This window comes from Microbacterium sp. CR_7 (genome assembly GCF_041954755.1).
In the GTDB taxonomy this organism is placed as follows: Bacteria; Actinomycetota; Actinomycetes; order Actinomycetales; family Microbacteriaceae; genus Microbacterium.
Map to the genome: position 1 here is coordinate 327,103 of NZ_JAVAYF010000005.1, position 25,347 is coordinate 352,449.

24 protein-coding genes are annotated in these 25,347 nt (G+C 70.6%); 10 read left to right on the top strand and 14 right to left on the bottom strand.

The window, feature by feature from the left end; genetic code table 11:
• Window positions 1–24: 24 nt before the first annotated feature.
• The 5 genes from RAC81_RS13380 to RAC81_RS13400 form a co-directional block, all read right to left on the bottom strand.
• Window positions 25–1,293 carry an enolase C-terminal domain-like protein gene (locus RAC81_RS13380; RefSeq protein ID WP_375082817.1) on the bottom strand — a complete coding sequence of 423 codons (1,269 nt, stop codon included), beginning with the start codon at window positions 1,291–1,293 and terminating at the stop codon, window positions 25–27.
• Complete coding sequence (locus tag RAC81_RS13385; protein ID WP_375082818.1) at window positions 1,290–2,186, bottom strand: NAD-dependent epimerase/dehydratase family protein; 897 nt, start codon at window positions 2,184–2,186, stop codon at window positions 1,290–1,292. The genes RAC81_RS13380 and RAC81_RS13385 overlap by 4 nt, the downstream gene beginning before the upstream one ends.
• Window positions 2,183–3,106: a carbohydrate ABC transporter permease gene (locus RAC81_RS13390; RefSeq protein ID WP_375082819.1), complete on the bottom strand. Its 924-nt coding sequence runs from the start codon at window positions 3,104–3,106 to the stop codon at window positions 2,183–2,185. The genes RAC81_RS13385 and RAC81_RS13390 overlap by 4 nt, the downstream gene beginning before the upstream one ends.
• Window positions 3,106–4,035 (bottom strand): sugar ABC transporter permease, encoded by a 930-nt coding sequence (locus tag RAC81_RS13395; protein ID WP_341933485.1) that lies wholly within the window; start codon window positions 4,033–4,035, stop codon window positions 3,106–3,108. Before RAC81_RS13395 ends, RAC81_RS13390 begins: the two co-directional genes overlap by 1 nt.
• A 76-nt stretch (window positions 4,036–4,111) precedes the next feature.
• On the bottom strand, window positions 4,112–5,476 hold the full coding sequence (locus RAC81_RS13400) for an extracellular solute-binding protein (protein ID WP_375082820.1): 1,365 nt from the start codon (window positions 5,474–5,476) through the stop codon (window positions 4,112–4,114).
• A gap of 221 nt (window positions 5,477–5,697) precedes the next feature.
• Between RAC81_RS13400 and RAC81_RS13405 the strand changes: the two genes are divergently transcribed.
• On the top strand, window positions 5,698–9,192 hold the full coding sequence (locus RAC81_RS13405; protein WP_375082821.1) for a sugar-binding protein: 3,495 nt from the start codon (window positions 5,698–5,700) through the stop codon (window positions 9,190–9,192).
• Window positions 9,189–11,987, top strand: a complete 2,799-nt coding sequence (locus RAC81_RS13410) for a family 78 glycoside hydrolase catalytic domain (RefSeq protein ID WP_375082822.1) — start codon at window positions 9,189–9,191, stop codon at window positions 11,985–11,987. Before RAC81_RS13405 ends, RAC81_RS13410 begins: the two co-directional genes overlap by 4 nt.
• A 58-nt stretch (window positions 11,988–12,045) precedes the next feature.
• Here the strand turns inward: RAC81_RS13410 and RAC81_RS13415 are convergent, their stop codons facing one another.
• The 3 genes from RAC81_RS13415 to RAC81_RS13425 are packed head-to-tail and all read right to left on the bottom strand — an operon-like array spanning window position 12,046 to window position 14,689.
• On the bottom strand, window positions 12,046–12,996 hold the full coding sequence (locus tag RAC81_RS13415; protein ID WP_375082823.1) for a helix-turn-helix transcriptional regulator: 951 nt from the start codon (window positions 12,994–12,996) through the stop codon (window positions 12,046–12,048).
• A gap of 45 nt (window positions 12,997–13,041) precedes the next feature.
• Window positions 13,042–13,971: a hypothetical protein gene (locus RAC81_RS13420; RefSeq protein WP_375082824.1), complete on the bottom strand. Its 930-nt coding sequence runs from the start codon at window positions 13,969–13,971 to the stop codon at window positions 13,042–13,044.
• A 16-nt stretch (window positions 13,972–13,987) separates the two neighbouring features.
• Complete coding sequence (locus RAC81_RS13425; RefSeq protein WP_375082825.1) at window positions 13,988–14,689, bottom strand: helix-turn-helix transcriptional regulator; 702 nt, start codon at window positions 14,687–14,689, stop codon at window positions 13,988–13,990.
• A 277-nt stretch (window positions 14,690–14,966) separates the two neighbouring features.
• Here RAC81_RS13425 and RAC81_RS13430 point away from each other — a divergent pair, with 277 nt between their 5' ends.
• Together RAC81_RS13430 and RAC81_RS13435 are read left to right on the top strand one after the other, a co-directional pair.
• Window positions 14,967–15,311, top strand: a complete 345-nt coding sequence (locus tag RAC81_RS13430) for an ATP-dependent DNA ligase (RefSeq protein WP_375082826.1) — start codon at window positions 14,967–14,969, stop codon at window positions 15,309–15,311.
• Window positions 15,312–15,440: 129 nt separating this feature from the next.
• Window positions 15,441–15,656 carry a hypothetical protein gene (locus tag RAC81_RS13435; RefSeq protein ID WP_375082827.1) on the top strand — a complete coding sequence of 72 codons (216 nt, stop codon included), beginning with the start codon at window positions 15,441–15,443 and terminating at the stop codon, window positions 15,654–15,656.
• A gap of 45 nt (window positions 15,657–15,701) precedes the next feature.
• On the opposite strand, the gene RAC81_RS13440 is transcribed toward RAC81_RS13435, so the two are convergent.
• The 4 genes from RAC81_RS13440 to RAC81_RS13455 all read right to left on the bottom strand — a co-directional run bounded on the left by RAC81_RS13440 (window position 15,702) and on the right by RAC81_RS13455 (window position 18,422).
• Entirely contained in the window at window positions 15,702–16,055 is a 354-nt protein-coding gene (locus RAC81_RS13440; RefSeq protein WP_375082828.1) for an ATP-dependent DNA ligase, read from the bottom strand.
• Between the two features lie 192 nt (window positions 16,056–16,247).
• Window positions 16,248–16,988, bottom strand: coding sequence for a GAF and ANTAR domain-containing protein (locus tag RAC81_RS13445; protein WP_375082829.1), 741 nt, complete (start codon window positions 16,986–16,988; stop codon window positions 16,248–16,250).
• Between the two features lie 31 nt (window positions 16,989–17,019).
• Window positions 17,020–17,730 (bottom strand): GAF and ANTAR domain-containing protein, encoded by a 711-nt coding sequence (locus RAC81_RS13450; RefSeq protein WP_375082830.1) that lies wholly within the window; start codon window positions 17,728–17,730, stop codon window positions 17,020–17,022.
• Between the two features lie 101 nt (window positions 17,731–17,831).
• Complete coding sequence (locus RAC81_RS13455; RefSeq protein ID WP_375082831.1) at window positions 17,832–18,422, bottom strand: TetR/AcrR family transcriptional regulator; 591 nt, start codon at window positions 18,420–18,422, stop codon at window positions 17,832–17,834.
• Between the two features lie 33 nt (window positions 18,423–18,455).
• On the opposite strand from RAC81_RS13455, the gene RAC81_RS13460 reads away from it, so the two are divergent.
• A complete protein-coding gene (locus RAC81_RS13460; RefSeq protein ID WP_375082832.1) occupies window positions 18,456–19,388 on the top strand; it encodes a DMT family transporter in 933 nt (310 codons plus the stop codon).
• Here the strand turns inward: RAC81_RS13460 and RAC81_RS13465 are convergent.
• On the bottom strand, window positions 19,363–20,367 hold the full coding sequence (locus RAC81_RS13465; protein ID WP_375082833.1) for a GTP-binding protein: 1,005 nt from the start codon (window positions 20,365–20,367) through the stop codon (window positions 19,363–19,365). The two genes, RAC81_RS13460 and RAC81_RS13465, sit on opposite strands and share 26 nt — an antisense overlap.
• A 72-nt stretch (window positions 20,368–20,439) precedes the next feature.
• Between RAC81_RS13465 and ykgO the strand changes: the two genes are divergently transcribed.
• Complete coding sequence (ykgO, locus tag RAC81_RS13470) at window positions 20,440–20,562, top strand: type B 50S ribosomal protein L36 (protein WP_341933493.1); 123 nt, start codon at window positions 20,440–20,442, stop codon at window positions 20,560–20,562.
• A gap of 87 nt (window positions 20,563–20,649) precedes the next feature.
• Here the strand turns inward: ykgO and RAC81_RS13475 are convergent, their stop codons facing one another.
• Entirely contained in the window at window positions 20,650–20,853 is a 204-nt protein-coding gene (locus RAC81_RS13475) for a hypothetical protein (protein ID WP_375082834.1), read from the bottom strand.
• Window positions 20,854–20,972: 119 nt separating this feature from the next.
• Here RAC81_RS13475 and RAC81_RS13480 point away from each other — a divergent pair, with 119 nt between their 5' ends.
• The 4 genes from RAC81_RS13480 (at window position 20,973) to RAC81_RS13495 (ending at window position 25,347) form a co-directional block, all read left to right on the top strand.
• Window positions 20,973–22,307 carry an MFS transporter gene (locus RAC81_RS13480; RefSeq protein WP_375082835.1) on the top strand — a complete coding sequence of 445 codons (1,335 nt, stop codon included), beginning with the start codon at window positions 20,973–20,975 and terminating at the stop codon, window positions 22,305–22,307.
• A gap of 46 nt (window positions 22,308–22,353) precedes the next feature.
• The gene (locus RAC81_RS13485) at window positions 22,354–22,947 is read left to right on the top strand and encodes a sugar O-acetyltransferase (protein ID WP_375082836.1); all 594 of its coding nucleotides are present in this window, start codon (window positions 22,354–22,356) and stop codon (window positions 22,945–22,947) included.
• Window positions 22,940–23,506: a TetR/AcrR family transcriptional regulator gene (locus tag RAC81_RS13490; protein WP_375082837.1), complete on the top strand. Its 567-nt coding sequence runs from the start codon at window positions 22,940–22,942 to the stop codon at window positions 23,504–23,506. Before RAC81_RS13485 ends, RAC81_RS13490 begins: the two co-directional genes overlap by 8 nt.
• Before the next feature lie 107 nt (window positions 23,507–23,613).
• Window positions 23,614–25,347 carry a DHA2 family efflux MFS transporter permease subunit gene (locus RAC81_RS13495; protein WP_375082838.1) on the top strand — a complete coding sequence of 578 codons (1,734 nt, stop codon included), beginning with the start codon at window positions 23,614–23,616 and terminating at the stop codon, window positions 25,345–25,347.

Here is a 25,347-nt window from a genome sequence, read left to right on the forward strand (position 1 = left end):
CGGGAGGAGTGGACAGGGACGGGGTCAGGGGGCGATCAGGGCGCCGTCGGTGGAGCGGACGCCCGCCGCCCAGCCGTCGTGGCCGGAGAGGCCGGCGGGGAACCGCGCGGCGGCGCGCTCGTCGAGGTCGACGCCCCAGCCCGGCGCGTCGCTCGGGGTGAGCCAGCCGTTCTCGATGTCGAGCATGCCGGGGAAGACCTCGTGGCTCGCCTCGTTGTACACGTGGCCCTCCTGCACGCCGAAGGCGGGCGAGGAGACATCGAGCGCGACCGCCGCGGCGACCGCGAAGGGCGATGCGTCGCCCGGCGAGTGCCACGCGGTGCGCACCCCCTCGATGTCGGCGAGCACGGCCAGCCGGCGGGCGGCGCTGAGTCCGCCCACGTCGGAGATGTGCGCGCGCAGGTAGTCGACGGCGTGGGTCCGGACGAGACGGGCGGCCTCGGTGAACGACGTGGCCAGTTCGCCGACGGCCAGGGGCACCGACGAGACGGCCGCGACCTCGGGGAGGCGATCCCAGTGCTCCGGGGCGATCACGTCCTCGATGAAGAAGGGACGGTACGGCTCGAGGTCGCGCAGCAGCGCGATGGCCTGGCGCGGGGAGAGGCGGGAGTGCACGTCGTGCAGCAGCTCGACGTCGTCGCCGAGCAGCTCGCGCATGCGGGCGAACAGCTCGGGGGTGCGGCGCAGATACTCGGACACCCGCCAGCCCTGCGGATGGCGGGCCCAGTCGTAGAGCCCGGGCGCGGGCGGCGCCCCGTAGTGGCCGATGCCCTGCTGCCCGGTCTGGACGCGGATGTGGCGGAGCCCCTCGGCACGCAGCTGTTCCGCGTGCGCGGCCGTGGCCTCGGCATCCGGTCCCTCCGCGTGGAGGTACACCTCGGCCGCCGCGCGCACCCGGCCGCCCAGCAGCTCGTAGACGGGCATGCCCGCTCGTTTGCCGGCGATGTCCCACAGCGCCATGTCGACACCGGAGAGCGCGTTGTTGCCCACCGGGCCCTCGCGCCAGTACGCGGAGAAGCGGATGAGCCGCGTCAGATCCTCGATGTCGCCGGGGTACCGGCCCACCAGCAGCGGACGGATGTGGTCGAGATACGCGACCACGGCCTGCCAGCGCTGCGTGAACGTGGCGCAGCCGAGTCCGTAGAGCCCGTAGTCGCTCGTGACCACCTTCACGACCACGAGCGGGATGCCCTCGGGCGCCGTGACGACGGCCCGCACGTCGGTGATGCGCACGTCGTCGCGTGCCGCCCAGGGCTGGGCGAACGTGAGCGGTGGAGGGGTGTGGTCGGTCACGGGATGTTCCTCGTCGGGGTGAGAGACGGAGCGGACAGCGGGGCCGTCGCCGTGCCGTCGTGGATCGACTCGGCCGGCCGGAAGCCGAGCACGGTCGCCGCGACGCTCGCATCGACGAGGGGCGAGGACCCGTCCACGGGGGAGTCGGCGGGGATGCCGGGGGCGTACCGGGCGAGCAGCGCGCTCGTCGACTCGCCGAGCAGCGTGTCGTCGGCGCTGAGCCCGGCGACGAGGACGCCGCTGGTCGTCGCCTCGATCGCGACGCGCACGGCCCTCGCGGCATCCGCCATCGTCAGGTACGCCCAGCCCTCGCGAGCCATCGACGCGGGGTCCTCGGCGACCTCGGCCGCCGCCCGTCGCAGCACCTCGGGCCACTTGACGAGCGGGAACCGCAGCGCGACCACGTCGATGCCGTGGCGGCGGTGCGCGTAGCGCGCGGTCTGCTCGTCGACCCCCTTCGACAGCGAGTAGGCGTCGCCGACGTCGGTCGGGGTGTCCTCCCGCAGCGGGAAGGACGGCGGGAACGCGCGGTGCGGGTTGTTCGGGTAGCCGAGCGCGTTGATGCTGCTCGCGATCACCGCGCGACGGATGCCGCGGCTGCCCGCCTGCTCGAGCACGTTGAAGGTGGAGTCGGTGTTCACCCGGAACACCTCGTACGGGGTGCCGAGGGACGGGTGCGGGATCGCGGCGAAGTGCGCCACGGCATCCGCTCCGTCGAGCGCGGCGGCGACGTCGTCGACCGAGGTCGTGTCGCCGACGAGCACGCGGTCGGCCGGGTGGTCGGAACCGTACGAGAGGGAGAGGGCGGTGACGTCGTAGCCGGCGCGGAGGAGCTCCGCGCTCGCGGCCCGACCGATCTCGCCGTCGGCGCCGGTGACGAGGACGCGGGTCATCCCTTCACCCCTCCGGCCATGCTCGCGCCGCGCAGGAACTGCCGCTGGAACACGAGGAACAGCACCACGGGGATGATGAGCGACAGGAACAGCGCCGCCATCTGCACGCTCAACTCGGTCTGCGCCGCGAGGCGGGGCAGCGCCACCGACACCGGCTGCAGGTCGGGGTCGGGCAGCACGAGCAGCGGCCAGAGGTAGTCCTTCCACGAGGCCACGACCGACAGCAGCGCGACCACGCCGAGGATCGGCTTCGACAGCGGGAGCACGATGCTCCACAGGATGCGGAGGGCGCCGGCTCCGTCGATGCGCGCCGCGTCGTACAGGTCGGCGGGGATCGACTCGAGGAACCTCGCGATGATCAGCACGTTGAACGCCGTGGCGGCGGCAGGCAGCCAGATCGCCCACGGGGTGTTCAGGAGCGAGATCCCCAGCACCGGGAGCTCGCGCACCGTGAGGTACAGCGGAACGAGGGCGACGATGCCCGGCACGAACAGCGTCGCGAGGATCGCGGCCGAGAGCAGCTTGCCCCACTTCGGGCGCAGCACCGTGATGACGAAGGCGGCGCTGGTCGACACCACCAGCGTGGCCACGGTCGCACCGAGGGCGAGCACGGCGGTGTTGAGCAGGTAGTGCCCGATGCGGCCGCGCTCCCACGCGATGCCGATGTTCTCCCACTGCACGACGCCGCTCGTGAAGAACGCGAACGGCTCGCGGATGAGGTCCTGGGTGGGGGAGACCGCGGCCAGTGCCAGCCAGACCAGGGGGCCGAGACCGGCGACGAGGAGGGCGACGAGCACGAGCGTCTGCACGATCGCGAGAGTCACGCGCACGACGGGGCGGCGGCGGTCGGAGTCGGAGATGTTGGTGCGGGGCGCCGGTGCGGCGTCCACGGCGCGGCGAGGGCGGGCGAGGATGCTCATCAGGCGCTCCAGCGACGGGTCAGGCGGGTGTAGAGGAAGGCGAAGACGCACAGCACGGCGGCGAGCAGGACGCTCAGGGCGGTCGCCGCGCCGTAGTCGACCCGCACGAAGGCGTAGTCGTAGATCGTCATGAGCAGCGTCTTGGTCGCGCCGAGCGGGCCGCCGCCGGTGAAGAGGAACGGCTCGGTGAAGATCTGCATGGTGCCGATGACCTGCAGCAGCAGCATCGTGCCGATGATGCCGCGCATCTGCGGCAGGGCGACGTGCCAGACGCGGCTCCAGATGCCGGCGCCGTCGAGCTCGGCCGCCTCGTAGAGCTCGGTGGGGATGCTGGTGAGCGCGGCGATGTAGATGATGACGGCCGTGCCGGCACCCGCCCACGTGGTCTCGAGCACGATCGACGGCATCGCGAACGCCGGGGAGGTGAGCCACGGCACGGGTCCGATGCCGATCGCGCCGAGGATCGTGTTGAAGACGCCGTCGGACGACGGGTCGTAGAAGAACTTCCACAGCAGGATGGCGACGACCGGCGGCACCATCACGGGCAGGTAGGCGAGGGCGCTGAAGTACCAGCGGTGCCCGCGGAGCTCGGCGATGAGCACGGCGAGGGCGAGGGGCACGGGGAAGCCGAACACGATCGCGAGGAGCGTGTAGTAGACGGTGTTCAGCGCGGCCTGGGGGAGCTGCGGGTCGGAGAGCACGTACGCGAAGTTCTCGATGCCGACCCACTGCGCGTCCTGACCGGGCGTGACGGTCTGCACGCTCATCACGAGCGACGAGACGATGGGGCCCCACGAGAAGTACAGGTAGACGAGGATCGCGGGGGCCGCGATGCCGAGGGCGACGAGTCCGGGGCGCAGGCGGCGCCAGCGACGGGTGGTCGCGGTCGGCGCGGAGCCGGTGCGACCGTGGGAGCGGTTCTGGAACATCTGTTCTCCGGACGGGAGGGATCGGGGCGGGAGCGGTGTCCCGCCCCGATCGCGGTGGGGAGTGGCGACCTGACGGTCAGCGGCCGAGGCGGCCCTGGACGTCGGTCTGCGCCTTCTCGAGCAGCGCCGGGATGTCGGCGTTCTCGTCGGTGAGCACGGCCTGGATCACGCCGTCGAGGGCGCCGTAGACCTCCTGCGCGTTGTTCACCGGCTCAGGGACGATCGGGATCTCGGTCGACGCTTCGAGGTACGGCGTGAAGTTGCTCGACGGCACGTTGATGTAGTCGGCGATCCACTCGAAGTACGTGTCGTACGCGTCGGTGTTGACGACCGCGAGTCCGGGCAGACCGGTCACGGAGCCGGCCTCGTTCGACGCCTTCGCATCGGCGACCGCGACGTCCTGGTCGAAGTAGCGCTCGAGGTAGAAGAACTTGATCCACTTCACCGCGGCGGCCTTCTCCTCCTCCGAGGCGTCCGGCTTCACGATCTGCACGCTGCCGCCGGACAGGGTGCCGTTGACGCCGCCGTCCTGCGGCATCCCGCCGATGCCGAAGTCCTCGGCCGGCAGCTTCAGGTTCTGCACGACGCCGTAGTAGCGGTCGGTCGCGGCGATCATCATGCCGATCTTGCCCGCGGCGAAGTCCTGCCCCTGGGTGTCCATGTCGTACAGGGTGTTCGCGGGCAGAGTGCCGTCCTCGAAGCGCATGGCGTGCAGCAGTTCGAGGGCGTCGGTCGACGGGGTGTCGTCGAACGTGGCCTCGCTGCCGTCCTCGTTCTCGATCGTGCCGCCGAACGAGTAGGTGATGCCGCTGAACTGCCATCCGCCGGTGTTCGCGGTGGTGAGGGCGGAGAACCCGGCAGCCCCGGTCTTCTCGGTGATCTGCTTCGCGGCCTCGCGCACCTCGTCCCACGTCGTGGGCGGTGCGTCGGGGTCGAGTCCGGCCGCCGTGAAGAGCGAGCGGTTGTACACGAGTCCGAACGAGTACGCGTTGGTGGGGACGGCGTAGACCTTGCCGTCGTCGTCCGACGTGAGATCGAGGATGGTCGGGTTCAGCGAGTCGAGCAGATCCTCCGAGCGGAGGGCGTCGGTGATGTCGGCGGCCTGCCCGCGCTTGATGAGGCCCTGCGGCTCGGTGAGGGGGACGCTGAGGACGTCGGGGAGCGAGCCGCCGGCCGCGAGGGCCTGGAACGTGCTGGCGTCGTACGCGGTCTCGACGGCCTCGACATCGATGTCGGGGTTGGCCTCCTCGAAGGCGGCGACGCGCTCGTCGAAGTACTCGCGGTCCTCCGGGCGGTCCGCCGAGGGGCGGTCGCCGACCTGGATCGTGATCTGACCGTCCGAGCCCGAGTCGGGCGACGGGTCGGACGAGCAGGCGGCGAGACCGGCGGCCAGGCCGCCGATGGCGACGAGAGCCGCGGCAGCGCGGATGCGCTTCGTCATGGGAACTCCTTCGTTCGGGTGGTGCTGCTGTGCGGGAAAAGCGATTGCTCTACCGATGTCTACCAGGTGAGGTGCCGCTTCGTCAAAGCCAATCTTAACGACCGATGGGAGCCGCGATGACGGGCGTCTCGATGCTTGACAAGACTCCACAACTGTCGCAAGGATGCCGTTGGGCAACCGATTTCCCCATTTCATCGACCTTGGCTCGAAGAGGAGACAGAGTGAGATCACGCACACCCCGGTCGTCGCGCACCACGCGCCGCCGATCGCTGACCCTGGGCGGAGCGCTCATCGCGGTGGGCGCCCTCGCGCTTCCCGCGGCGGCCGTCGCCGCCGACACGACGATCGGCGTGGAGGACCTGGCCGACTGGTCGGCCACCGCCTTCGACGGCACGACCGTGTCGCCGAGCACCCCTCGCGCGGCGGACCGCGGGCACACCGGCTCATCGTCGGTCGAGGTGCTGCTCGACACCGCGGTGCGCGGCACCGACAGCTGGGAGATGGCCGCCCGCTCGCTCGGCGGCGTCGACCTCGACTCGGCTTCGTTCTGGATCGACGCCGAGAACCTGCACACGATCGGCGTGCAGCTCGTCGACGCCACCGGGCAGACGCACCAGACCTTCCTGCCGGTGCCCGACGTGGACGGCTGGCAGGAGATCACGCTCGCCTCGCCCACCGACGACCCGAGCCATGGGGCCTGGGGCGGCGCGGCCGACGGCGAATGGCACGGGCCGGCGCAGCAGATCGGGTTCGTCGTGAACTCCTGGGCGCGCCCCGACACCACCTCGACCACCGCCCGCGCCCTCATCGACGACATCACGATCAGCGCCGCCGACGTGACCCCCGGCTTCGCGCTGTCGGCGGGCGCCTTCGGCAACCTCTTCACGGTCGGGGATGCCGTGACGCTGCCTTACGAGACCACGGCCGACACGGTCGGCTGGCGCACCACGGCGGCCGACGGGCGCGTGGTGGCCTCTGGGCAGGAGCCCGCCGACGGCGCGCTCGACCTCGGAGCGCTCGGCCGCGGATGGTACGGCCTCACGGTCGACGCCCTCGCCGACGGCACCCGCATCGGCGGCGCGCAGACGACGATCGCGGTGCTCGCCGACACCGACGTCGCCGAGACCGCCGACGGTCGATTCGGGGCGGTGACCCACTACGGACAGCACCGCGACTTCGCCTCGATGCCGGCGCTGGCCGTCGGAGGAGTGGCGCAGTTCCGCGATGAGCCCTACTGGAGCGATGTCGAGAAGACTCCCGGCGTCTACGACTGGTCGGTCGCCCGCGCGGAGTTCCTCGACCAGGCCCGCAGCAGCGGCGTCCGTCCCCTGCTGCTCGCCGGTTACGGGAACCCCCTCTACGACGGAGGCAACGGACCCGTGAGCGCGGAAGCCGTCGCGGCGTACTCCGCCTACGCCGCCGAGATGGCGACGGAGTTCGGCGACATGGCCTCGGGCATCGAGATCTGGAACGAGTGGGACCTCGGTCTCGGCGGCAACACGAACGTCGCCCCCGAGCACTACGTGAACCTCCTCAAGTCGGCGTCGCCGGCGGTCAAGGCTGTCGACCCCGACCTGCCCGTCATCGGACCGGCCGTCGCGATCCTCAACACCGACTGGCTCGAGGACACCTTCCGCCTCGGCGCGCTGGACTACCTCGACGGCATCGTGCTGCACCCCTACAGCTACCCCGTGGGTGCCGAGGCGCTCGACGAGACGCTGACCCGCATCGACGCGCTCGTGCGCGAGTACAACGACGGCCAGTCCATCCCGCTGTGGGTCACCGAGCACGGATGGCCGACAGGCACCAACGCCCGCGCTGTCGACGAGCAGACCCAGGCGGCGAACATCGCGAAGTCGGCGGTCATCACCGCGCTGCACGACGTCGAGCGCTACTACGTCTACGACCTCGTGAACGACGGCGTCGACGCGGCGGAGACCGAGGAGAACTTCGGTCTGCTGCACGCCGCGAACGACCCGCTGGGCGCGTACACGCCGAAGCCCGCCTTCGTGAGCTATTCGACGGCGGCCGACGTGCTGGCCGGTGCGCACTCGGCGACCCGCGACACCTCGATCGCCGACCTGTGGAACATCGGATTCGAGACTCCGGGCGGTCCGGTGCGGGCGCTGTGGTCGACGTCGCCGCGGGCTGTCACCGTGACGCTCCAGGGTGACGTGACCGTGACCGACATGTACGGCTCGTCGCGGGTCGTGCAGGCGGGCGCGGGCTGGGAGCTCGTGATCGACCTGCGTCAGGGGCCCGTGTACCTGCAGGGCGCGGTGACGGGCGTGACCGCGTCGGCCACCGCCCTCACGCTGGATCCCGCGTACCTCGGGCAGCCGATCGCCGCGCACTGGAGCATCGACAACGCCGCGTCGAGCACCGAGGGCGCGTATCGTCTCGTGTTCCCCGACGGGCAGGAGGTCGCGCAGACCGTGGCCGCCGGCCAGGTCGGCGCGGTGGACTTCGCCCTGCCCGCCGCCACGGCGCTCGGACAGCACGTCGTCGTCGGCGAGCTGTACCGCGGCAGCACGCTGCTCGGCGCGCTCACGGCCACGACTACGGTCAGCGAGCCGGTCACCCTGACCGGCGCGCAGACCATCGCCGCCGACGGGGGATCCGTGCTGCGCCTCACCCTCGGGAACGCCTCCGACGAGTCCGTGACCGTCGACAGGCTGACATCGGTGCTTGGTGGATCCACCGCGACGCAGGCCGAGCAGGAGGAGGTCGCCGCGCACGCCGCGCTCGTCGTCGACATCGCACTCGACGGCATCACCGCGCGCACGACGTGGTCGGCATCCGCTCTCGTCGGGGGCCGCGAGCTCGCGGCATCCGGCGCTGTCGCCCCGCTCGCCGTGGACGAGGCGCTCGGCGCCGCGCACCGCACGATCACGGTCGACGGAGTGCTGGACGACCTCGACGATCTCACCCCCGTGGTGCTGGAGGGGCAGACCGGGGGGCTGCTCGCCGCGTTCGCGGCGTCGACCGACCAGTCCGCCCGGTTCTGGTACACGTGGGACGAGGACAACCTCTACGTGAGCGTCGAGGTGCTCGACGACGTGCACGACCAGCCGGCCGCCGGATCCAACATCTGGCAGGGCGACTCCGTGCAGTTCACGGTCGCGGCGGGGGCGCCCGGCGCGGCGACGACCTGGCACGAGCTGGGAATGGCGCTGACCCCCGCCGGGCCGCAGCTGTACCGCTGGCTCGCCGCGGGCGACGCCGCAGGCACGGTCGCCGGCTCCCAGGTCGCGGTTCTGCGCGACGACGCCGCGCAGACCACGGTCTACGAGGCCGCGGTGCCGTGGGTGCGGCTCACCGGTGTCGCCCCGTCGTCGGCTCTGCTCAGCAGCGCGCTCATCGTCAACGAGGCGGACGGCGCCGGACGCGACGGCTACCTGTCGTGGGGTGGCGGCATCGCGGGGGAGAAGGACTCTGCCGAGTTCCTGCCCGTGCGCCTGCTCGCCGCCGACGTCGACCCCGGCACGGCCGGCCCCGGCACGGGCAACGGAAACGGCAACGGCAACGGCACCGGCACGGGCGGAGCCGTGAGCGGCGCGGCGACCGGCGCGGCGACGGGCGACCCGCTCGCCAGCACCGGCGGCGCGCTGCCGATCGTGCTCGTCATGCTCGCCCTCGCACTCGTGGCAGGGGGCTGCCTGCTCGTCGTGCGCCGTCGTCGGCAGACCGCAGCCGCGGTCGACCCCATCGCATGAGGTCCGTCCGCGTCACCGGCGTGCGGGTCGGCCGCCGCCGGGACGCGGCGGTCGCCTCCTCGCCGACCCCACCCGTCTCCTGGACGGTCGACGCGCCCCCTGAGTGGCGGGCGCGGGCGGCGGCGCTGCGCCTCGACGGCGGCGCGGAGCACCGGATCGGACCGGACCCGGTGCTCCGCGCCTGGCCGCTCGCACCGCTCACCGCGGGGCGCGGCACGGCGCATCGGCTCGAGGTCAGGGTGCAGGGCGAAGACGACGAGTGGTCGGAGTGGAGCGATCCGCTGATGTTCGTCGAGGCCTTCCTCACCGAGGACTGGTCGGCGCCGCTGCTGCGGCATCCGAGTCCCGGCGGGCCTGCGCAGCCGCTCTTCCTGCGTCGCGAGCTGCGACTGCCGACCGATGTCGTGGGTGCCACTCTGCTCACGACCGCGCAGGGCGTGCACCGGGTGTTCGTGAACGGCGTCGAGGTCGACGACCACGTGCTCAAGCCCGGGTGGACCTCGTATCGCGACCGCCTCGCCGCGACCGTCACCGACGTCACGGCGCTCCTGCGGCGGGAGCAGCAGGTGGCCGTGATCACCGTGGAGGCCGCGGGTGGATGGTTCACCGAGCGCTACGGATTCGGCCCGAACGCGGCACGCTTCTACGGCGAGCAGCCCGGAGTGTCGGTGCGGCTCCTGCTGCGTCACGCCGACGGGCGGTCGAGCGAGATCGACGCCGAGGGCTGGCGGGTCGACCCCGACCCGCCCCTCGTCGCGAGCGGGCTCTATGCCGGCGACGAGTGGGACGCGCGACGCGAGAAGGAGGGGTGGATGCGCAGCGGCTTCGACGACTCCGCGTGGCCGCCCGCCCTCGTCGAGGCCTTCCCGGTGGATGTCGCGGTGGAGGTGCTCGATGCGGAGCCCGTGCGGCGGACCGCGCACCTCACGCCGGTCTCGGTGCAGCAGGATCTGCACGGCGACACCGCGATCGTCGACTTCGGCCAGAACCTCGTCGGCAGGCTGCGGCTGCGGATCGATGCGGCTGAGGGCGCGGTCATCACGCTGCGGCACGCCGAGATCCTGCAGGACGGGGCGCTGGCGACCAGACCGCTGCGCGCGGCGACGGCCACCGACCGGTTCGTCGGCGACGGGTCGGGGACGCGGGAGGTCGAGCCGGCGTTCGCGGTGCACGGGTTCCGATACGCCGAGATCTCCGGTCTCTCGGGGCCGCTCGCTGCGGGCGACGTCCGGGCGGTCGTCGTCGGCAGCGACGTCCGCCGCACGGGGTGGTTCACGTCCTCGGATCCGCTGCTGAACCGTTTGCACGAGAACGTCGTGTGGAGCCTGCGGGGCAACCTGCTGTCGGTGCCCACCGACTGCCCGCAGCGCGACGAGCGACTGGGCTGGACGGGCGATGCGCAGGTGTTCGCGCCCGCCGCGGCCTCTCTCTTCGACGTCGACGCGTTCTTCGGGTCCTGGCTCGACGACCTCGCCCTCGAGCAGCGCCGCAACGACGGGGTCGTGCCGACCGTCGTGCCCGACCCCCTCGGCGCGTTCAGCGCCGTCGCGGCAGCCGGATGGGGGGATGCCGTGACCACCGTGCCCGCACTGCTCGCCGAGCGGTTCGCGGATGTCGACGTGCGGCGCCGGCTCGCGCCCGCGATGCGCGACTGGGTCGACGCGTGCGAGCGGCTGGCGACGGACGACGGCCTGTGGGAGAGCGGGTTCCAGTACGGGGACTGGCTCGACCCGACCGCGACCCGACCGGACAAGGCGAAGACGGATGCCGGACTCGTCGCCGGCGCGTACCGGGTGCGGTCGGCGCGGCTCGCCGCAGAGGCGCTGCGTGATGCCGGTTACGACGCCGCGGCGGCGGAAGCCGACCGCATCGCCGAGCATGCGACGACGGCGTTCCGCGCGGCGTACCTCACGCCGGCCGGCCGTCTCATGTCGGACGCGCCGGCCGCCTACGCGCTGGTGCTCGCGTTCGACCTCGCGCCGCCCGCGCTGCGGCCCGCCCTCGGCATCCGTCTCGCCCATCTGCTGCGGGCCGGAGGCTACCGGCTCGCGACGGGCTTCCTCGGCACGCCGCTCGTGCTCGATGCGCTGCTCGATGCCGGTCAGGAGCTCGCCGCCGAGAGGCTGCTGTTCCAGACCGCGTGCCCGTCGTGGCTGTATCCCGTGACGATGGGCGCCACCACGGTGTGGGAGCGACCGGATGCCGTGCGCCCCGACGGGACGCTGCACCCCTCCGGCATGGTGTCGCTCAACCACTGCGCGTTCGGGGCGGTCGCCGATGTGCTGCATCGTCGGATCGGCGGGCTCGCGCCGACCGCGCCCGGCTACCGGACGATGCGCATCAGCCCCTGGTTCCCGTCGGCGCTCGACCATGCGGAGGTGGTGCAGGAGACCCCGTTCGGCCGCGCGCGCGTGCGCTGGGAGCGGGGTGGGGACGGCATCCGCGTGTCGGCGCAGGTCCCCGTGGGTACGCGGGCCGAGGTCCGGCTGCCCGACCGGCCGCGGTTCGAGGTGGGTCCCGGCGAGCACGAGTGGCGGGTGCAGGACCCCGTGCCGGCCCCGCCGGACACCGCGCGAGGCGTCGACGCCGACCTCGCCGCGCTCGCCGACGCGCCAGGCGTCTGCGGTCTCGTGTCGCGCATCCTCGCGGAGCACTCGCCCGAGATCGCGGCGGAGTTCGACGCCTACATCCGGTGGGTGCCCGGTCGCTCCCTGCGCCCCGAGCTCATCGCCGTGTCTGCTCCGCCGGAGGTGATCGAGAGGGTGGATGCCGCGCTGCGCGCCGCCGCGCGCTGAGGAGTCCGAAAGATCTTCGACGCAGACTGACCCGCCCTCCCGGGGGCCGCTCCGTCGGTCAGCGGGCGAGGGTGTCGCTCGGTCGTTCGCCGAACTGCTGCCGGTACGCGACGGCGAACCGACCCATGCTCGAGAACCCCCAGCGCCGGGCGATGTCGGAGACCGCGCCCGAGACGGGATCGGCACGCTGCAACGCCCGGCGCACGACATCGAGGCGTGCGCGCTGCACGTACTCGACGGGAGTCTCGTTGCGCACGCGGCGAAAGGCGTCTTGGAGGGTGCGTACGCTCACCCCGGCTGCCGCGGCGATGTCGTGCACCGTCATCGGCGTCGCGATGTGATCGTCGATGTACAGCAGCGCGCGTCGCACGGTGCCGGCTCCGCGGTGGCGGTCGGTCATCTGCGTCGCGACGTCGAACGCGTCGAGCGTGACCACCGCGAGCGTGCGGAGGGCCGACCTCAGCAGCAGCGGTCGTGCGCTGAGGTCGTCGGAGGCGAGGATGCTACGGACGTTATGCGCGGTCTGCACCAGGAGTCGGCTCGCGTCGCCGGAGCGCGGGGTGGGGGTCTGGAACCTCAGGGAGCTCGCCTCGGGGAAGGCGTCGAGGGCCGCGTCGTCGAGCTCGTCGCCTCCGAACTGGATGAAGTCGATGTCGGGCGACTCGAGCTCGGCGAAGGTCGTGATCTCCGGAGCCATGAGCATCGCGTCACCGGGTCTCAGGGTGATCGTCTCGTGGTGAGCGCCGCCCTGGCGCACCTGCATGGTCCCAGAGCGCAGGATCATGAGGAACGGTGTCGAATAGCCGTCGGCGAGATAGGCGTCGGCCTTCGCATTCACGAACATCCGCCCGTCGACGAGGCCCTCGAACGCGGCGGCGGTCTGTACGAAGTCCATCTCGTCCCGCACGCCCGTGAATGCCCCGCCGCCGAGCGCGGCCTGAACGGCGGCGGTGGCCTCCTCCGGGTCTCGGGTGGCGAAAGCCATCCTGATCGGCAGTGTTCCGCTCATCGTCTCCCCTTCATCCGATCCTGCTCGTGAACATGCTCGTCACGCCTACCGGTTCAGCGTCTGACGCGGGGACGCGCCGTACGTGGACCGGTACTCGCGGGCGAAGTTGTCCGGCGTGAACACCCAGCGCAGCGCGATCGCGCGCACGGTGTGACCGCGCGTCGGATCCCCCGCGAGCAGATCGTCGTGGGCGCCCGCCAATCGAGCACGGCGCAGCTCCGCCGCGGCTCCCAGGCCGCGGGGGGAGTGGGCCTTGATGGCGTCGTCGAGCTGACGCGCGGTGAGGGATGCCGCCGCGGCGATGTCGTCGACGGTGATGGGCTCGGCGGCGTGGTCGTCGATGAAGGCGCGTGCGCGTCGGTAGCCCACCTGCTGCGAACGGACGGAATCGGATCGCCGTGACGGCTGATCGAGCAGAGCGAAGCACTCCAGAAGCGCGGCAGCCATCGCCCTGTGCAGAGATGCCTGCAGCAGCTCGCTCTCGGCCAGCAGCGGCAGGTATGCCAGCGTGGAGGCGAGCACGTCGCGGTAGAACCGAGCGCGCGTGGCGTCGATCGGGATGCCGCTGGCGAACCGCACCGTGAATCCGTCGTCGGCGTGAACGATCCGCGCTACGCGCTCCAGGGCGGGCATGTCGTAGGTGAGGATGACCATGCTCGTGTCCGCCCACGAGGCGCTGATGTCGACGCCGGGGCGGGCGAGCAGGGGCATCGCGCGGCCGTCCCCGTGCTCATCGCCGGCGGACCAGCGGTGTCGGCCGCTGGCGATCATGGCCGAGAGCGCCGGTGCCTCGGTCGTGGCGAGGAAGGCGCCGGTGTACGTGCCGCGGCTGAGGGAGAACTGCGACGTCGATGTCCGATCCTCCCGCAGTGAGCCGTCGGCGCTTCCGATGTCGACGTTTCCGTACTGCGCAGACAATCGCGCCTGCACCTCGTCGATGTCGGCGCTCGCGAACGTGCTGACGGAAAGGGGCATGGGTTTCTCGATCCGGTCACCGGGCGAGGGTCGTGCGAGGATTCTCGCCGTACGCGTCCCTGTAGGCGGCGGCGAAGCGTCCGAGATGTCCGAAGCCCCACCGACGCGCGACGTGCGTGACGCTGTCGCGCAGCGGGTCGGCGTCGAGCAGGTTCCGATACGCGGCGGCGAGTCGCGCCGTGCGCAGGTAGCTCATGGGCGACATCCCGAATTCCTCGTCGAATCCGTACTGGAGTCCGCGCACACTGACGCGAGCGGCGGTGGCGATCTCCCCGACGCTCAGTGGCTTCTGCAGGTTCGCGTCGATGAACGCTCGGGCGCGGCGGATCGCCGCGGACGCCGGCTCGGGGGGCTCACTCGGAGACGGAGGCTCGTCCAGGCCGAAGGCCACGATCGCCGTGGTGATGAGCGAGCGGGTCGCCTCGCGTCTGAGAGCGACGTGGGTGAACATCTCCGACTGCAGGACGTGCGTGCGATAGACGTCGACGGTCACGCTCCACAGGTGCTCTGCCGCGGCGGACACGGGTGGCAGCGGGTCGAGGCCCCGTGTGGCCGTGACGTCGATGGCACAGGCGCCGCGAGCGGTCTGGAAGCGGATCAGATCGCCGCTCACCTCTGCGACGCATGCCTCGTCGGAAACCTCGCCGCGCACGAGAAGCGATACCGTCGCAGGGCGTTCGACGCGGCCGTTCCTCTCGTGATCGATCTGTCGGGCCATGGCCACCACTCCGTCGTCCGCGATCGGGGACCTTGCTGCCGCGACCCGGCACTGCATCTCTCACGGTACGCAGGAATCCGCGGAGCGCAAGACCCTCGGCCGATCCGTCCGACTCGCACGTCCAGGTGCTGGAGGCGAACGCCTATGACGATCCGTTGCGCGTATCGGACAGTGGTCTTGCGCTCGACGCATAGCCGCGTAGCGTCGAGATGGGTCCTCTCACCCCGTGAGGGGCGACGAAGACATCGTTCCTAGGCTCCAGACCGAGGAGGGCACCATGGGTCGTTTCATCTACCAGGGCGGACCGCGAGTGGAGATGGAGGATCGTGCGCTCCTGCACCTGCAGACCGCCATGGTCGCGAAGCTGCGCCACGGTGAGCCGTTCGCTTTCAGCTGGAAGGAGGACGCGAGCGTCGGCGGTGGTCGGACGACTGTCTGGATCCATCCGTTCGCGGACCTGGTGTTCAAGTTCGCCGGACCGCGGACCGCAGACCTCAACCGCGCCTGGATCCGCGATCTCATGGTCACGGCTTCGCAGACCTCCGGGCTGTACCTCACGCCTGAGCCCCGTGACTTCGAGCCCTCCCACCGCAGCGGGGCCCAGGCGCGCGAACTCGTGTGACGATCCGCCGGCCTCCGCCGGAACCGTCGGATGCTGTGCGAAGTGCGCGATCGCTGTGCGGATCACGCACTCCTCGAGACCGTGCGTCGTCGATGGGCCTAACCTGTTGGCGGTCGAGGGGAGATCGTCATGGCGAAGGTGGAAGTGTCGTACGGAGGGGAGACCTATCGCATACTCGACCATGACGTCGAGGACGTGGTGGGGCTCGTCGAGAAGATCCTTCAGAGCGGGCGGCCGGGATGGATCGCCGCGTACGACGGTCACGGCTCGAGCGTGCCCATCCACCTGCTCATCACACCGGGTGTCAGCCTCGCACTGGCGTCGCTCTCCGACTCGACGGGGTGATGCCGGTCGAGCACGACGGGCGTGGGGAAGCCGGCGAACCGCCGGTCATACCGGGAAGGCGAACGACTTCTCCTCGTGGCCGTCGGCGTTCCCCGGGCTGCCCTGAGCCGGTCCCGGCACCAGATAGAGGCCCGTCGGCGAGGCGGCGGTCACGGTCAACGCCATGATCCATCGCTTGTTGATGCTCGGCGGTCGGCTGCCGTAGTACTTGTAGGTCAGGGTGCTGTGGTTGCTCACCCACACGGTGGTCTTGCCTGACCCGATGCTCGGATCCTCCCTCCAGGAGAACGCGAACGCCTCTCCTCGGCGGAGCTTCTCAGTGATCACGAGCTGCAGGTGCGTGAGCGCGCGATCCTCGATCTCGACTTTCGTCGCGCCTTCGTATATGAAGCTTCCCATCTTCGGTCTCCGGTCGGCTTGATCTCGGTGAGACGTCAAGTCGGGGTCTGGGACCGTGACGTTGCCTCCTCCTCCGACTCATCCCTGCGGACGCGGAGGAGAACGCGTGTCATACGGTAGGAAAGCCTGCGAGCCAGCACTTCCCCCTTGCCGGGATCGGTGTCACTCGGTACCATCCGCGGCGCGCGGGTGCTATCCGCGGCGCTGGCGGTCGTCGCCGTCGATTCCGATCGCGGCGTCGATGACCTCCTGCGCCACGAGCGACAGCCGGCGACGGGAGGCCCGCGCCTCGCTGCGCAGGAGGGCGAAGGCCTCGTCCATGTCGACCTGCTCGCGGTGGGCGATCACGCCCTTCGCCTGCTCGATCACGATGCGGCTGTCGAGGGCGCGCTGCAGCTGACTGCGGGCGATGTTCGCCTCCCGCAACGCACGTTCCTGGATGAGCGTCACCGTGGCGATGTCGGTGAGTGCGGTCGCGATCACCATGTCGGGCGACGGCAGCGGCCCGAGCTGGTCGCTGAAGACGTTGAGCGAGCCGATCGTCTCCTCGCGGAATCGCATGGGGATGGCGTACATCGACCGGTACCCGACCGCGGTCGCGCTGCTCTCGAAGATCGGCCAGCGCGAACCGGTCGCCGCGATGTCGTCGACGGCGTAGGTCTTGCCGGTGTTGAACGCGTCGACGCACGGCCCCTGGTCGGCGCGGAGCTGCAGAAGGCTGATCAGCTGGCTGCGCTCGCTGGTCGAGGCGACGACCTCGAGATCTCCCGCGTCGTTCGGGAGCAGTATCCCCGCATCCGACGCGGCGAGGATCCGGGATGCCTGTTCCACGAGGGTCTGGAGGACGTCGACGATGTCGTATTCCGTGACGAGCGTGTCGGCCAGAGTCACGAAGGTCTGAGCCAACTGGTACTCGCGGGTCTGCTCGCTCATGAGCACAACCTACCTTTTCGATCGAGGCGATTCACGGTTCGAGCGTCAATCGACGAGCGGTGATGTCGGAGGAGATCTCGCGGACGGAACGTCCGTTCGCGAAGGCGTGGGCGCGGATGCGCAGCAGCGCCTCCTCGGCGGGGATCCGCAGCTGCGCGATCACCATGCCCGTCGCCTGGTGCACCTCGCGCCGGGAGAACGGCCCGTCGCCGTCGTCCTCCACGTGGTGTCGTCGGACGGCGTCTTCGAAGACGATCCTCGCCGTCGATGCGGCCAGGATCCTCGCGGTCTCGATCTCGGCGGGTGGAAGCTGGTGCCCCGCGCCCGAGTAGAGGTCGACGGCGCCGATCGGCAGCGCGCCGATGGCCAGCGGCAGGGAGTACACCCCGTGCACGGGGAGCCCGGAGACGGCGTGAGTGAAGATCGGCCACCGCGTGCGCGGCTCGTCATCGAGGCTCGACACGATCACGGGTGCCTGAATCCGGTGCGCCTCCCATCCCGGACCTTCACCGGAGTCGAGCTGGAACTCCATGATCCGGGCGGCGATGTCGTCGCTGGCGCTGACGGTCTCGATGTCGAACGGCGGACCGAGCGTAGAGATCGCCGCCCTGTCGATGTCCAGAGTCTCGACGAACCGCGCGCTGAGCTCGCTCGACGAGGGAGATCCTGCAGTCGTGATGGTGACCTCCTGGTCCGGTGGCGCGTCGGAGTCGGCGCCCGCTTTCCGAGAACATCGACTCACACGATATATGTCCGGTCCGCCCCGCTTCCAGAACACCCTTCCTCTGACGTGCCTCGGCGGCTATGGTTGTTCGCTTTTCGGTGCAACATCGGGGATCCTGCTCACCGTTCGGGGCGCAGGATCCCCTCCGCGCAGCGCCGAGCGACCGCGAACGGGTCGGGGAAGGTGCCCATGCCGAGCGTGACGATCGCGCCCTCGTAGAGCAGCATCAGCGTCTCAGCGGTCGAGCGGGGGTCGCCGATGCCGGCTTCGCCGCAGAGGTCGGTGAACAGATCGAGCAGCCAGACCTTCTCGCGGGAGGCCTCGGCGAGTACGGGAGCCCCCTCGTCGCCGCCGACCTCGGCCCGCGCGTTGACGGCGCTGCAGCCCTTCGGGCTGTTGGCGGTCGACCAGGCGAGCGCATGGTCGAACACGGTGAGGATGCGGGGGATGCCGGGCCCCGGCACCGCCTCGAGGTGGGCGTCGAGATCGTCGCGCCAGCGGGCGTCGCGATGCTGGAGGTAGGAGACGACGAGCGCCTCCTTCGACCCGAAGCGGTCGTAGAGGGTCTTCTTGGTCACGCCGGCGGCCTCGGCGATCGTGTCGACACCCACGGCGTGGATGCCGCGCTCGTAGAACAGCCGCGATGCGGCGTCGAGCACGCGGCGCGCGCCGGGGGTCAGGGGAGCGAGGTCGGGGACGGGCGAGGCCATGACACGAGTATACGGATCTGTATACTCAGCGTCATGGGTATACAGACCGGTTTACTTCGCGGCGTGGTGACGGCGGCAGCGGCGATCGTGTTCGTCGTCACCTGGAGCTCGGGCTTCCTGATCCCGGCCTTCGCCACGGTCGAGGTCGCGCCACTGACCCTGCTGGTCTGGCGGTTCGTGCCGCTCGCCCTCGTCCTGCTCGTCATCGTCGACATGTCGGGCGCGGGGAAGGGCGTCACGGCGCACGACCTCCGCGTGCAGGCGCTCATCGGCCTCTTCGCGCAGTTCGGGTACTGCGCGGCCGTGTACGCCGCCGTCGCGATCAGGATCGCCACCGGCACGGTCGCGCTCATCGACGCCGTGCAGCCGCTCATCGTGGCGGTGCTGGTCGGCCCGCTGCTCGGCATGCGGGTCCGCGCAGCGCAATGGGCGGGGCTCGGCGTCGGCGCGGTGGGCGTGCTGCTCGTCGTGCAGTCGCAGTTCGGCTCGTCCGACGCTCCGCCCGTCGCCTACCTGCTGCCGATCGGGGCGATGGTGTGCCTCATCGTCGGCACCTTCCTGCAGCGGCGCTCGACCGTGCAGACCGGCGTGCTCGTCACGCTCACCATCCACGTGACGGTGACGGCCGCCCTCTTCCTCGTGATCGCCGCCGCGGCCGGGCAGCTCGTGCCCCCGGCATCCGGCTCGTTCTGGCTGGCGGTCGTGCTCACCGCGCTGTTCCCGACGCTCGCCGCCTACGGGCTGTACTGGTGGCTGCTGCGTCGCGTCGGCATCACGGCCCTGCAGGCGCTGCTGTTCCTCATGGCACCCGCGACCGCCGTGGGCGGCGCGGTGCTGCTGGGTGAGACCCTGACGCTCGTCACGGTCTGCGGCTTCGTGCTCTGCGCGGTCGGGGTGGCCGCGGTGCTCGTGGTCGAGGCGAGGATGCAGCGCGCCTCGCTCAATCCTCCGCGCGGACGCTCGTGACCCAGCGAGGGAACGGGTCGGGGAGGAGGGCCCACTCCCGCGTCCCGCCGGCGAACTCGGCGTCGGAGAGCACAGCCCTGTCGAGGGCCGCCGTGAGCGCCGCGGCATCCAGGTCGATGCCGATGAAGGCGAGATCCTGACCGAGCGCCAGCAGCTCCCTGTCGTCGCTGTCGCGGGAGAGGGGGTCGAGCGAGATCATCTGGCCGACCTGATCCCAGCTGCCCACGACGCCGGGTCGGGTCGCGAGGCGGCAGAACCCCGCCGACCGCAGCACCGCGCCGAAGTCGCCGCCCGGGAACTGCTGCTCCAGCAGCCGCCAGAGGCGCGCGGGGTGGAACGGCCTCAGCTGCTCATACCGGAACGCGCTGACGCGGATGTCGTTCATGTGCGGCTCGTGCTCGGAGTTGAGCAGCTGCACCCAGCCGGGTTGGTTGCGCGTCTGCGAGAAGGGCGACGGCGGTGCGGCATCCGCCGTCCGGTCGAGGCGCAGCCGTGCGGCGGGAGCGAGGTGGCTCAACGTCGCGAGCAGGATCGACAGGTCACGCGTCTCGAGGCCTTCCCAGCCGGCGACGAGCACGGTGCTCGCGTGCTCGATGTGCTGCACCATCCGCAAGGACGACGCGACGTACAGCGGCGGGATGCTGTGCGCGACGGTGACGTAGTCGTCGGCGAGCAGATCGTCGAAGAAGGATGCCGCGTCGACGACGCACACGAGTTCGGCGAGGGTGGTCTCATCGGCGTCGTCGAGCATCCCGATCGCGGCCTCGATCGACGCGTCGGCCGGCAGCTCGACGACCATGCGCTCCGGGGCGGTGCCCGCCGCGCGGCGGAGGGTCTCGACGGCGGCTGCGTCGCGGGACTCGGACAGGGCCTCCGCGGGGAGCCGTGAGCAGCGCTGCCGACGGGCGACCCTTCGTGCGACGGCTGTGCGACTGCTCGCCCGGAGTCCGGCGACGACGGTGATCTGGGTGCTGCTCACGAGGGCTCGTTTCCTTTCGGTGGAGGATCTGTCCTAGCTTAGATGATAACCATTCTCAATAAGGAGTCCATCATGAAGGTCCGCGCCTCGCTCAAGTCCCTCAAGAACCAGCCGGGAGCCCAGGTCGTGCGCCGCCGCGGCCGCGTGTTCGTGATCAACAAGCTCACCCCGCGCTTCAAGGGTCGACAGGGCTGAACCCCGTCGACCCTCGGTGTCGCGGCGCCCGTGACCTAGCGCGGGTGCCGCAGTGCGGGTGCCGCAGTACGTGAGCCGCAGCGCGGGTCAGCGCGACGTGGGCGGCAGCTTGTCGACGCCGTGACGGTTCGGCTTGCCCGGCTCCGCCGCGGTGTCGGGCGACGCGTGCGAGGGTCCGTCGGGCGCCTCGGACGTGGGGTAGTGGGGTTCCTCGATCTCGACGGCCTTGTCGCGCTCGTCGAGCGGCGGCAGGTGGTCGAGCGGTTGCTTGATGTCGTCTGGATGGCTCATGCCCCCAGGGTCGGAGCCCCGACGGCATCCGGCCAAGGGGGTTGTGTCCCCGTCCGCGGTGTGGGTGAGTGGGTGGGTACTATTTGTAATTCCCCCTTCCTTATCGAGAGACGGTGCGCGTGGCGCGTGAACACGCTCCCGGCGGCGGCGCCGCGGCGCCCGCCTCGGCTACCCGGTACATCCTGCGCTCGCGGCTGCTGCGCGGGGCCTTCCTCAGCCTCGTCATCTCCGGCATCGGCATGTCGATCACCGCGCCGCAGATCACGCTGTTCCTCGTCGAGGAGCTGCACCTCACCGACTCGCAGGCGGGGCTCTACTTCCTCACCAACCTCATCGCGCCGGTCACGGGGTACATCGTCGGCTCGGTGTCCGACCGCATGGGCTCGCGTCTGCTCGTGTTCCGCATCTCCGCCGTGGCGGGCTTCGTCGGCTGGGCGCTCATGGCCGTCGCGATGCAGGCGTGGATGCCGTTCGCGATCAACATGCTGCTGCTCAGCGGTGCCGGAGCGGGGGCTGCGCAGCTGCAGGCCGCCGTGCGCGACGAGCTCAACCGGGCGCCCACCCCGGCCGACAACGGCGTTGTCGCCGTCATGCGCACCGCGATGGCGTTCGGGTGGGTCGTGGGTCCTGTGCTCGGCGCCGTGCTCGGCGCGATGCTCGGGCTGCGTCCGCTGCTGTTCCTCACCGGTCTCAGCATCCTGCTCTCGATCGTCCCGCTCATCGGCGCGCGAGCCGTGCCCCCGCCGCGCGGTCGCGAGTCGGAGATCCGGATGCCGCAGACCGACGAGGCCCTCGGCGAGGACGCGTTCGAGGCGGAGGGCGACGCGCCCGCGGCTTCCGCATCCGCGTCCGCTGTGCGCACTGCACGCCGACGCTCGATGGTGCCGCTCCTCTTCTTCACGGCGATCTACGTGCTGATCATGTGCGGCGAGACCGTGAAGCTCGCCTACCTGCCGCTCTACATGGACCGCGGTCTGCACGTCGATGCCGCGGTGCGCGGTGCGATCATCGGCCTGCAGCCCCTCGTCGAGCTGCCGCTCATGCTGCTCGCCGCGCGGCTCGCCGACCGCTTCGGGGTGACCAGGGTGCTCATGGTCGGGGCCGTGATGGCGGTCGGCGCCCATGTGTCCTACGCCTCGGCCGCCGGGATCGAGCCGCACATCGCCCCGCTCATCGTCGGACAGCTGCTCATGGCCGGCGTGATCGCGACGTTCGGGGTGCTGGGCATCACGGTCGCGCAGCGGCTGCTGCCGGATCGCGTCGGCACGGCATCCAGCGTCTTCCTCAGCGCGTACGCGATCAACGCCGCGCTCGGCGGGTTCGTCGGCAGCGTGGGGGCTGCGTGGCTGGGCATGCCGCACCTGTTCTGGATCCCCGCGGCGATCGCCGCTCTCGGCGCCGTCGCCCTCGTCGTGCTCGGTCGGCTCGTGCCGCTGGGGAGGCCTCGGGGGTAGCCGCGTCTTTTGAGTACGAACGTACGCACCCTGGTACGCTCGGACCATGACGGACTACTTCGCGGGTGACTCGCGCACCCACCGGGAGCGGATGCTGGCCGGGGATCTCTACATCGGCGACGACCCCGAGCTCGTCGCGCGAGCCGCCCGCGCCGCGCGGCTCGCCGACCTGTATCAGCGGCAGACGCTCGCGGGAGACCCGGGCGCCCGCGACTGGCTCCGCGATCTCATCGGGGATCTCGGCGAGGACGTCGCGATCCGCCCGCCGCTGCACGTCGACTACGGCGAGAACATCTCCATCGGCGCCCGCACGTTCGTCAACTTCAACCTCACGGCGCTCGACGTCGCCCGCATCACGATCGGCGCCGACTGCCAGATCGGTCCTAACGTGCAGCTGCTCACCCCCACGCACCCGATCGACCCGCAGATGCGGCGCGACAAGCTCGAGGCCGCGGAGCCGATCACGATCGGCGACAACGTCTGGCTGGGCGGGGGAGTGATCGTGTGCCCCGGCGTCACGATCGGCGACGACAGCGTCATCGGCGCGGGGTCCGTCGTGACGCGCGACATCCCGGCGAACGTCGTCGCCGTCGGCAGCCCGGCACGTGTGGTGCGGACGATCGGCGAGGGCGATGTCTGAGCCGACGGGCGGGAGCCGCAGCGGTCGCAAGAACGACCCGGAGCGGCGGGACCGCATCATCGCCGCCTGCCTCGACGTGATCGCCGAGTCGGGCGTCGCCGGTGCCTCCCACCGTCGCATCGCCGAGGCCGCCGGGGTTCCGCTCGGCTCGATGACGTACCACTTCGACGGGATCGACGAACTGCTGCACGAGGCGTTCACGCGGTTCTCGCAGACGATCAGCACCCGGTTCGAGGAGCGGATGGCGGCGGCATCCGATCTCGAATCCGCCCGCGCCGCGGTCGTCGACATCATCCGCGAGGACGTGTTCGGAGACGGCCGCGAGCTCGTGCTGTCGCACGAGCTGTACACGCTCGCCGCCCGCAAGCCCGCCTACCGTGCGCTGACCACGGCCTGGATGCAGCGCAGCAGGGCGGCGTTGGAGCGGCACTTCGACCGCGACACCGCGCGGCTGCTCGACGCCCTCATCGAGGGGTTGTCGATCCACCGCGCGCTCGACGAGGAGGAGCGGGACCCGCAGGAGGTCGCCGTCGCGGTGGCCCGCATCACCACGCCGTGAGCGTGCCGAGCTCACCGAGATGGTTGATCTGAGTCCATAGTTGCAGTTTTACAACTAACGGCGTATGGTTGATTCTTATCAACTTTCTACGCAGGAGCTCTTCCACTGTGACAACCCCCATCTCACCCTCATCCGAGACCACGCGCTCGGCACGCGAGGTCTTCACCGCGATCTCCGGACTCGTCGTCGGCATGTTCGTCGCCGTGCTGTCCGGCACCGTCGTCTCGACCTCGATGCCCGTCATCATCGCCGACCTCGGCGGCACCCAGTCCCAGTACACCTGGGTCATCACCGCGAGCCTCCTGGCGACCGCCGTCAGCACCCCCATCTGGGGCAAGCTGGCCGACCTCGTCGACCGCAAGGTGCTCGTGCAGCTCTCCCTGATCCTGTTCACGGTCGGCACCGTGATCGCCGGGTTCTCCACCGACACGAACATGCTGATCGCCGTCCGCGTCGTGCAGGGCATCGGCGTCGGCGGACTCATGTCGCTCGTCATGATCGCCGTCGCGCTGATCATCTCGCCGCGTGAGCGGGGCAAGTACATGGGCGTCGTGGGCGGCATCATGGCCCTCGGCACCATCGGCGGCCCGCTGCTGGGCGGACTCCTCACCGACGTGTGGGGCTGGCGCTCGAACTTCTTCGTCGGCGTTCCGTTCGCGATCCTCGCGATCGTGCTGCTGCAGTTCACGCTGCACCTGCCCAAGCCGCAGCGCGACACCAAGGTGTCGATCGACTACTTCGGCATCGTGCTCCTCGCCGTCGGCGTCTCGACGCTGCTGATCTGGGTGTCGATGGGCGGCAACCAGTTCGACTGGGACTCTTCGACCAGCATCATGCTCGCCGTGACCGCCGGTGTCGCGATCGCCGCCTTCATCACGGTCGAGTTCTTCGTCAAGGAACCGATCGTGCCGATGTCGCTGTTCCGCAACCGCACCTTCACCCTGTCCGTGATCGCCTCGATCGCGATCGGCGTCTCGATGTTCGCGACCTCGGTGTTCCTCGCGCAGTACTTCCAGCTCGCGCGCGGCGCGACGCCGACCGAGTCCGGCCTCATGACCATCCCGATGATCGTCGGCCAGATGGGCGCCTCGATCATCATCGGACAGCTCGTGAGCCGCTTCGGCAAGTGGAAGGGCTGGATGCTGCTCGGTTCGGTGCTCACCACGGTGGGTGTGAGCCTCATGGCCACGCTGCGCTACGACACCCCCTTCGGTCTCGTCGCGACGTACATGGTCGTTCTCGGAGCCGGCCTCGGCATGGTCATGCAGAACCTCACCCTCATCGTGCAGAACGACACGGCCCCGCAGCAGCTGGGCGCGGCGTCGTCGAACGTGAACTTCTTCCGCACGATCGCCGGCACCATCGGCGTGACGATCATGGGATCGCTGCTGTCGTCGAGCGTCGCCACCTACGTCAAGGACGGCCTCGAGGGCTTCGTGCCCGCCTCGCAGGAGGAGGTCGACGCCCTGCAGCACCTCGGCTCGGGTGACGTGCCGAAGGTCGGTCAGCTGCCCGAGACGGTCCGCTCGATCGTCGAGTCGGCCTACGGCCACGGCATCGCGGACGCGTTCATCATCGCCATCCCGCTCGCGGTCATCGCCGTCATCGCGATCGCGTTCATCAAGAACAAGCCGCTGTCGACGAAGAACGCCGCCGAGCAGCTGCGCGAGCAGGCCGAGGAGTCCGCGATCGAGGTCTCGCAGGCCGAGGTCGGCTCGTCGGCATCGACCGGCACGATCCGCATCGCGGACCTCGAGGCCGGTTCACCGAAGACCGGCTCGGTCACGGTGCTCGAGCGCGAGGACGAGCGCGAGCGCGAGCGCGAGGACCGCGGGCGCTGA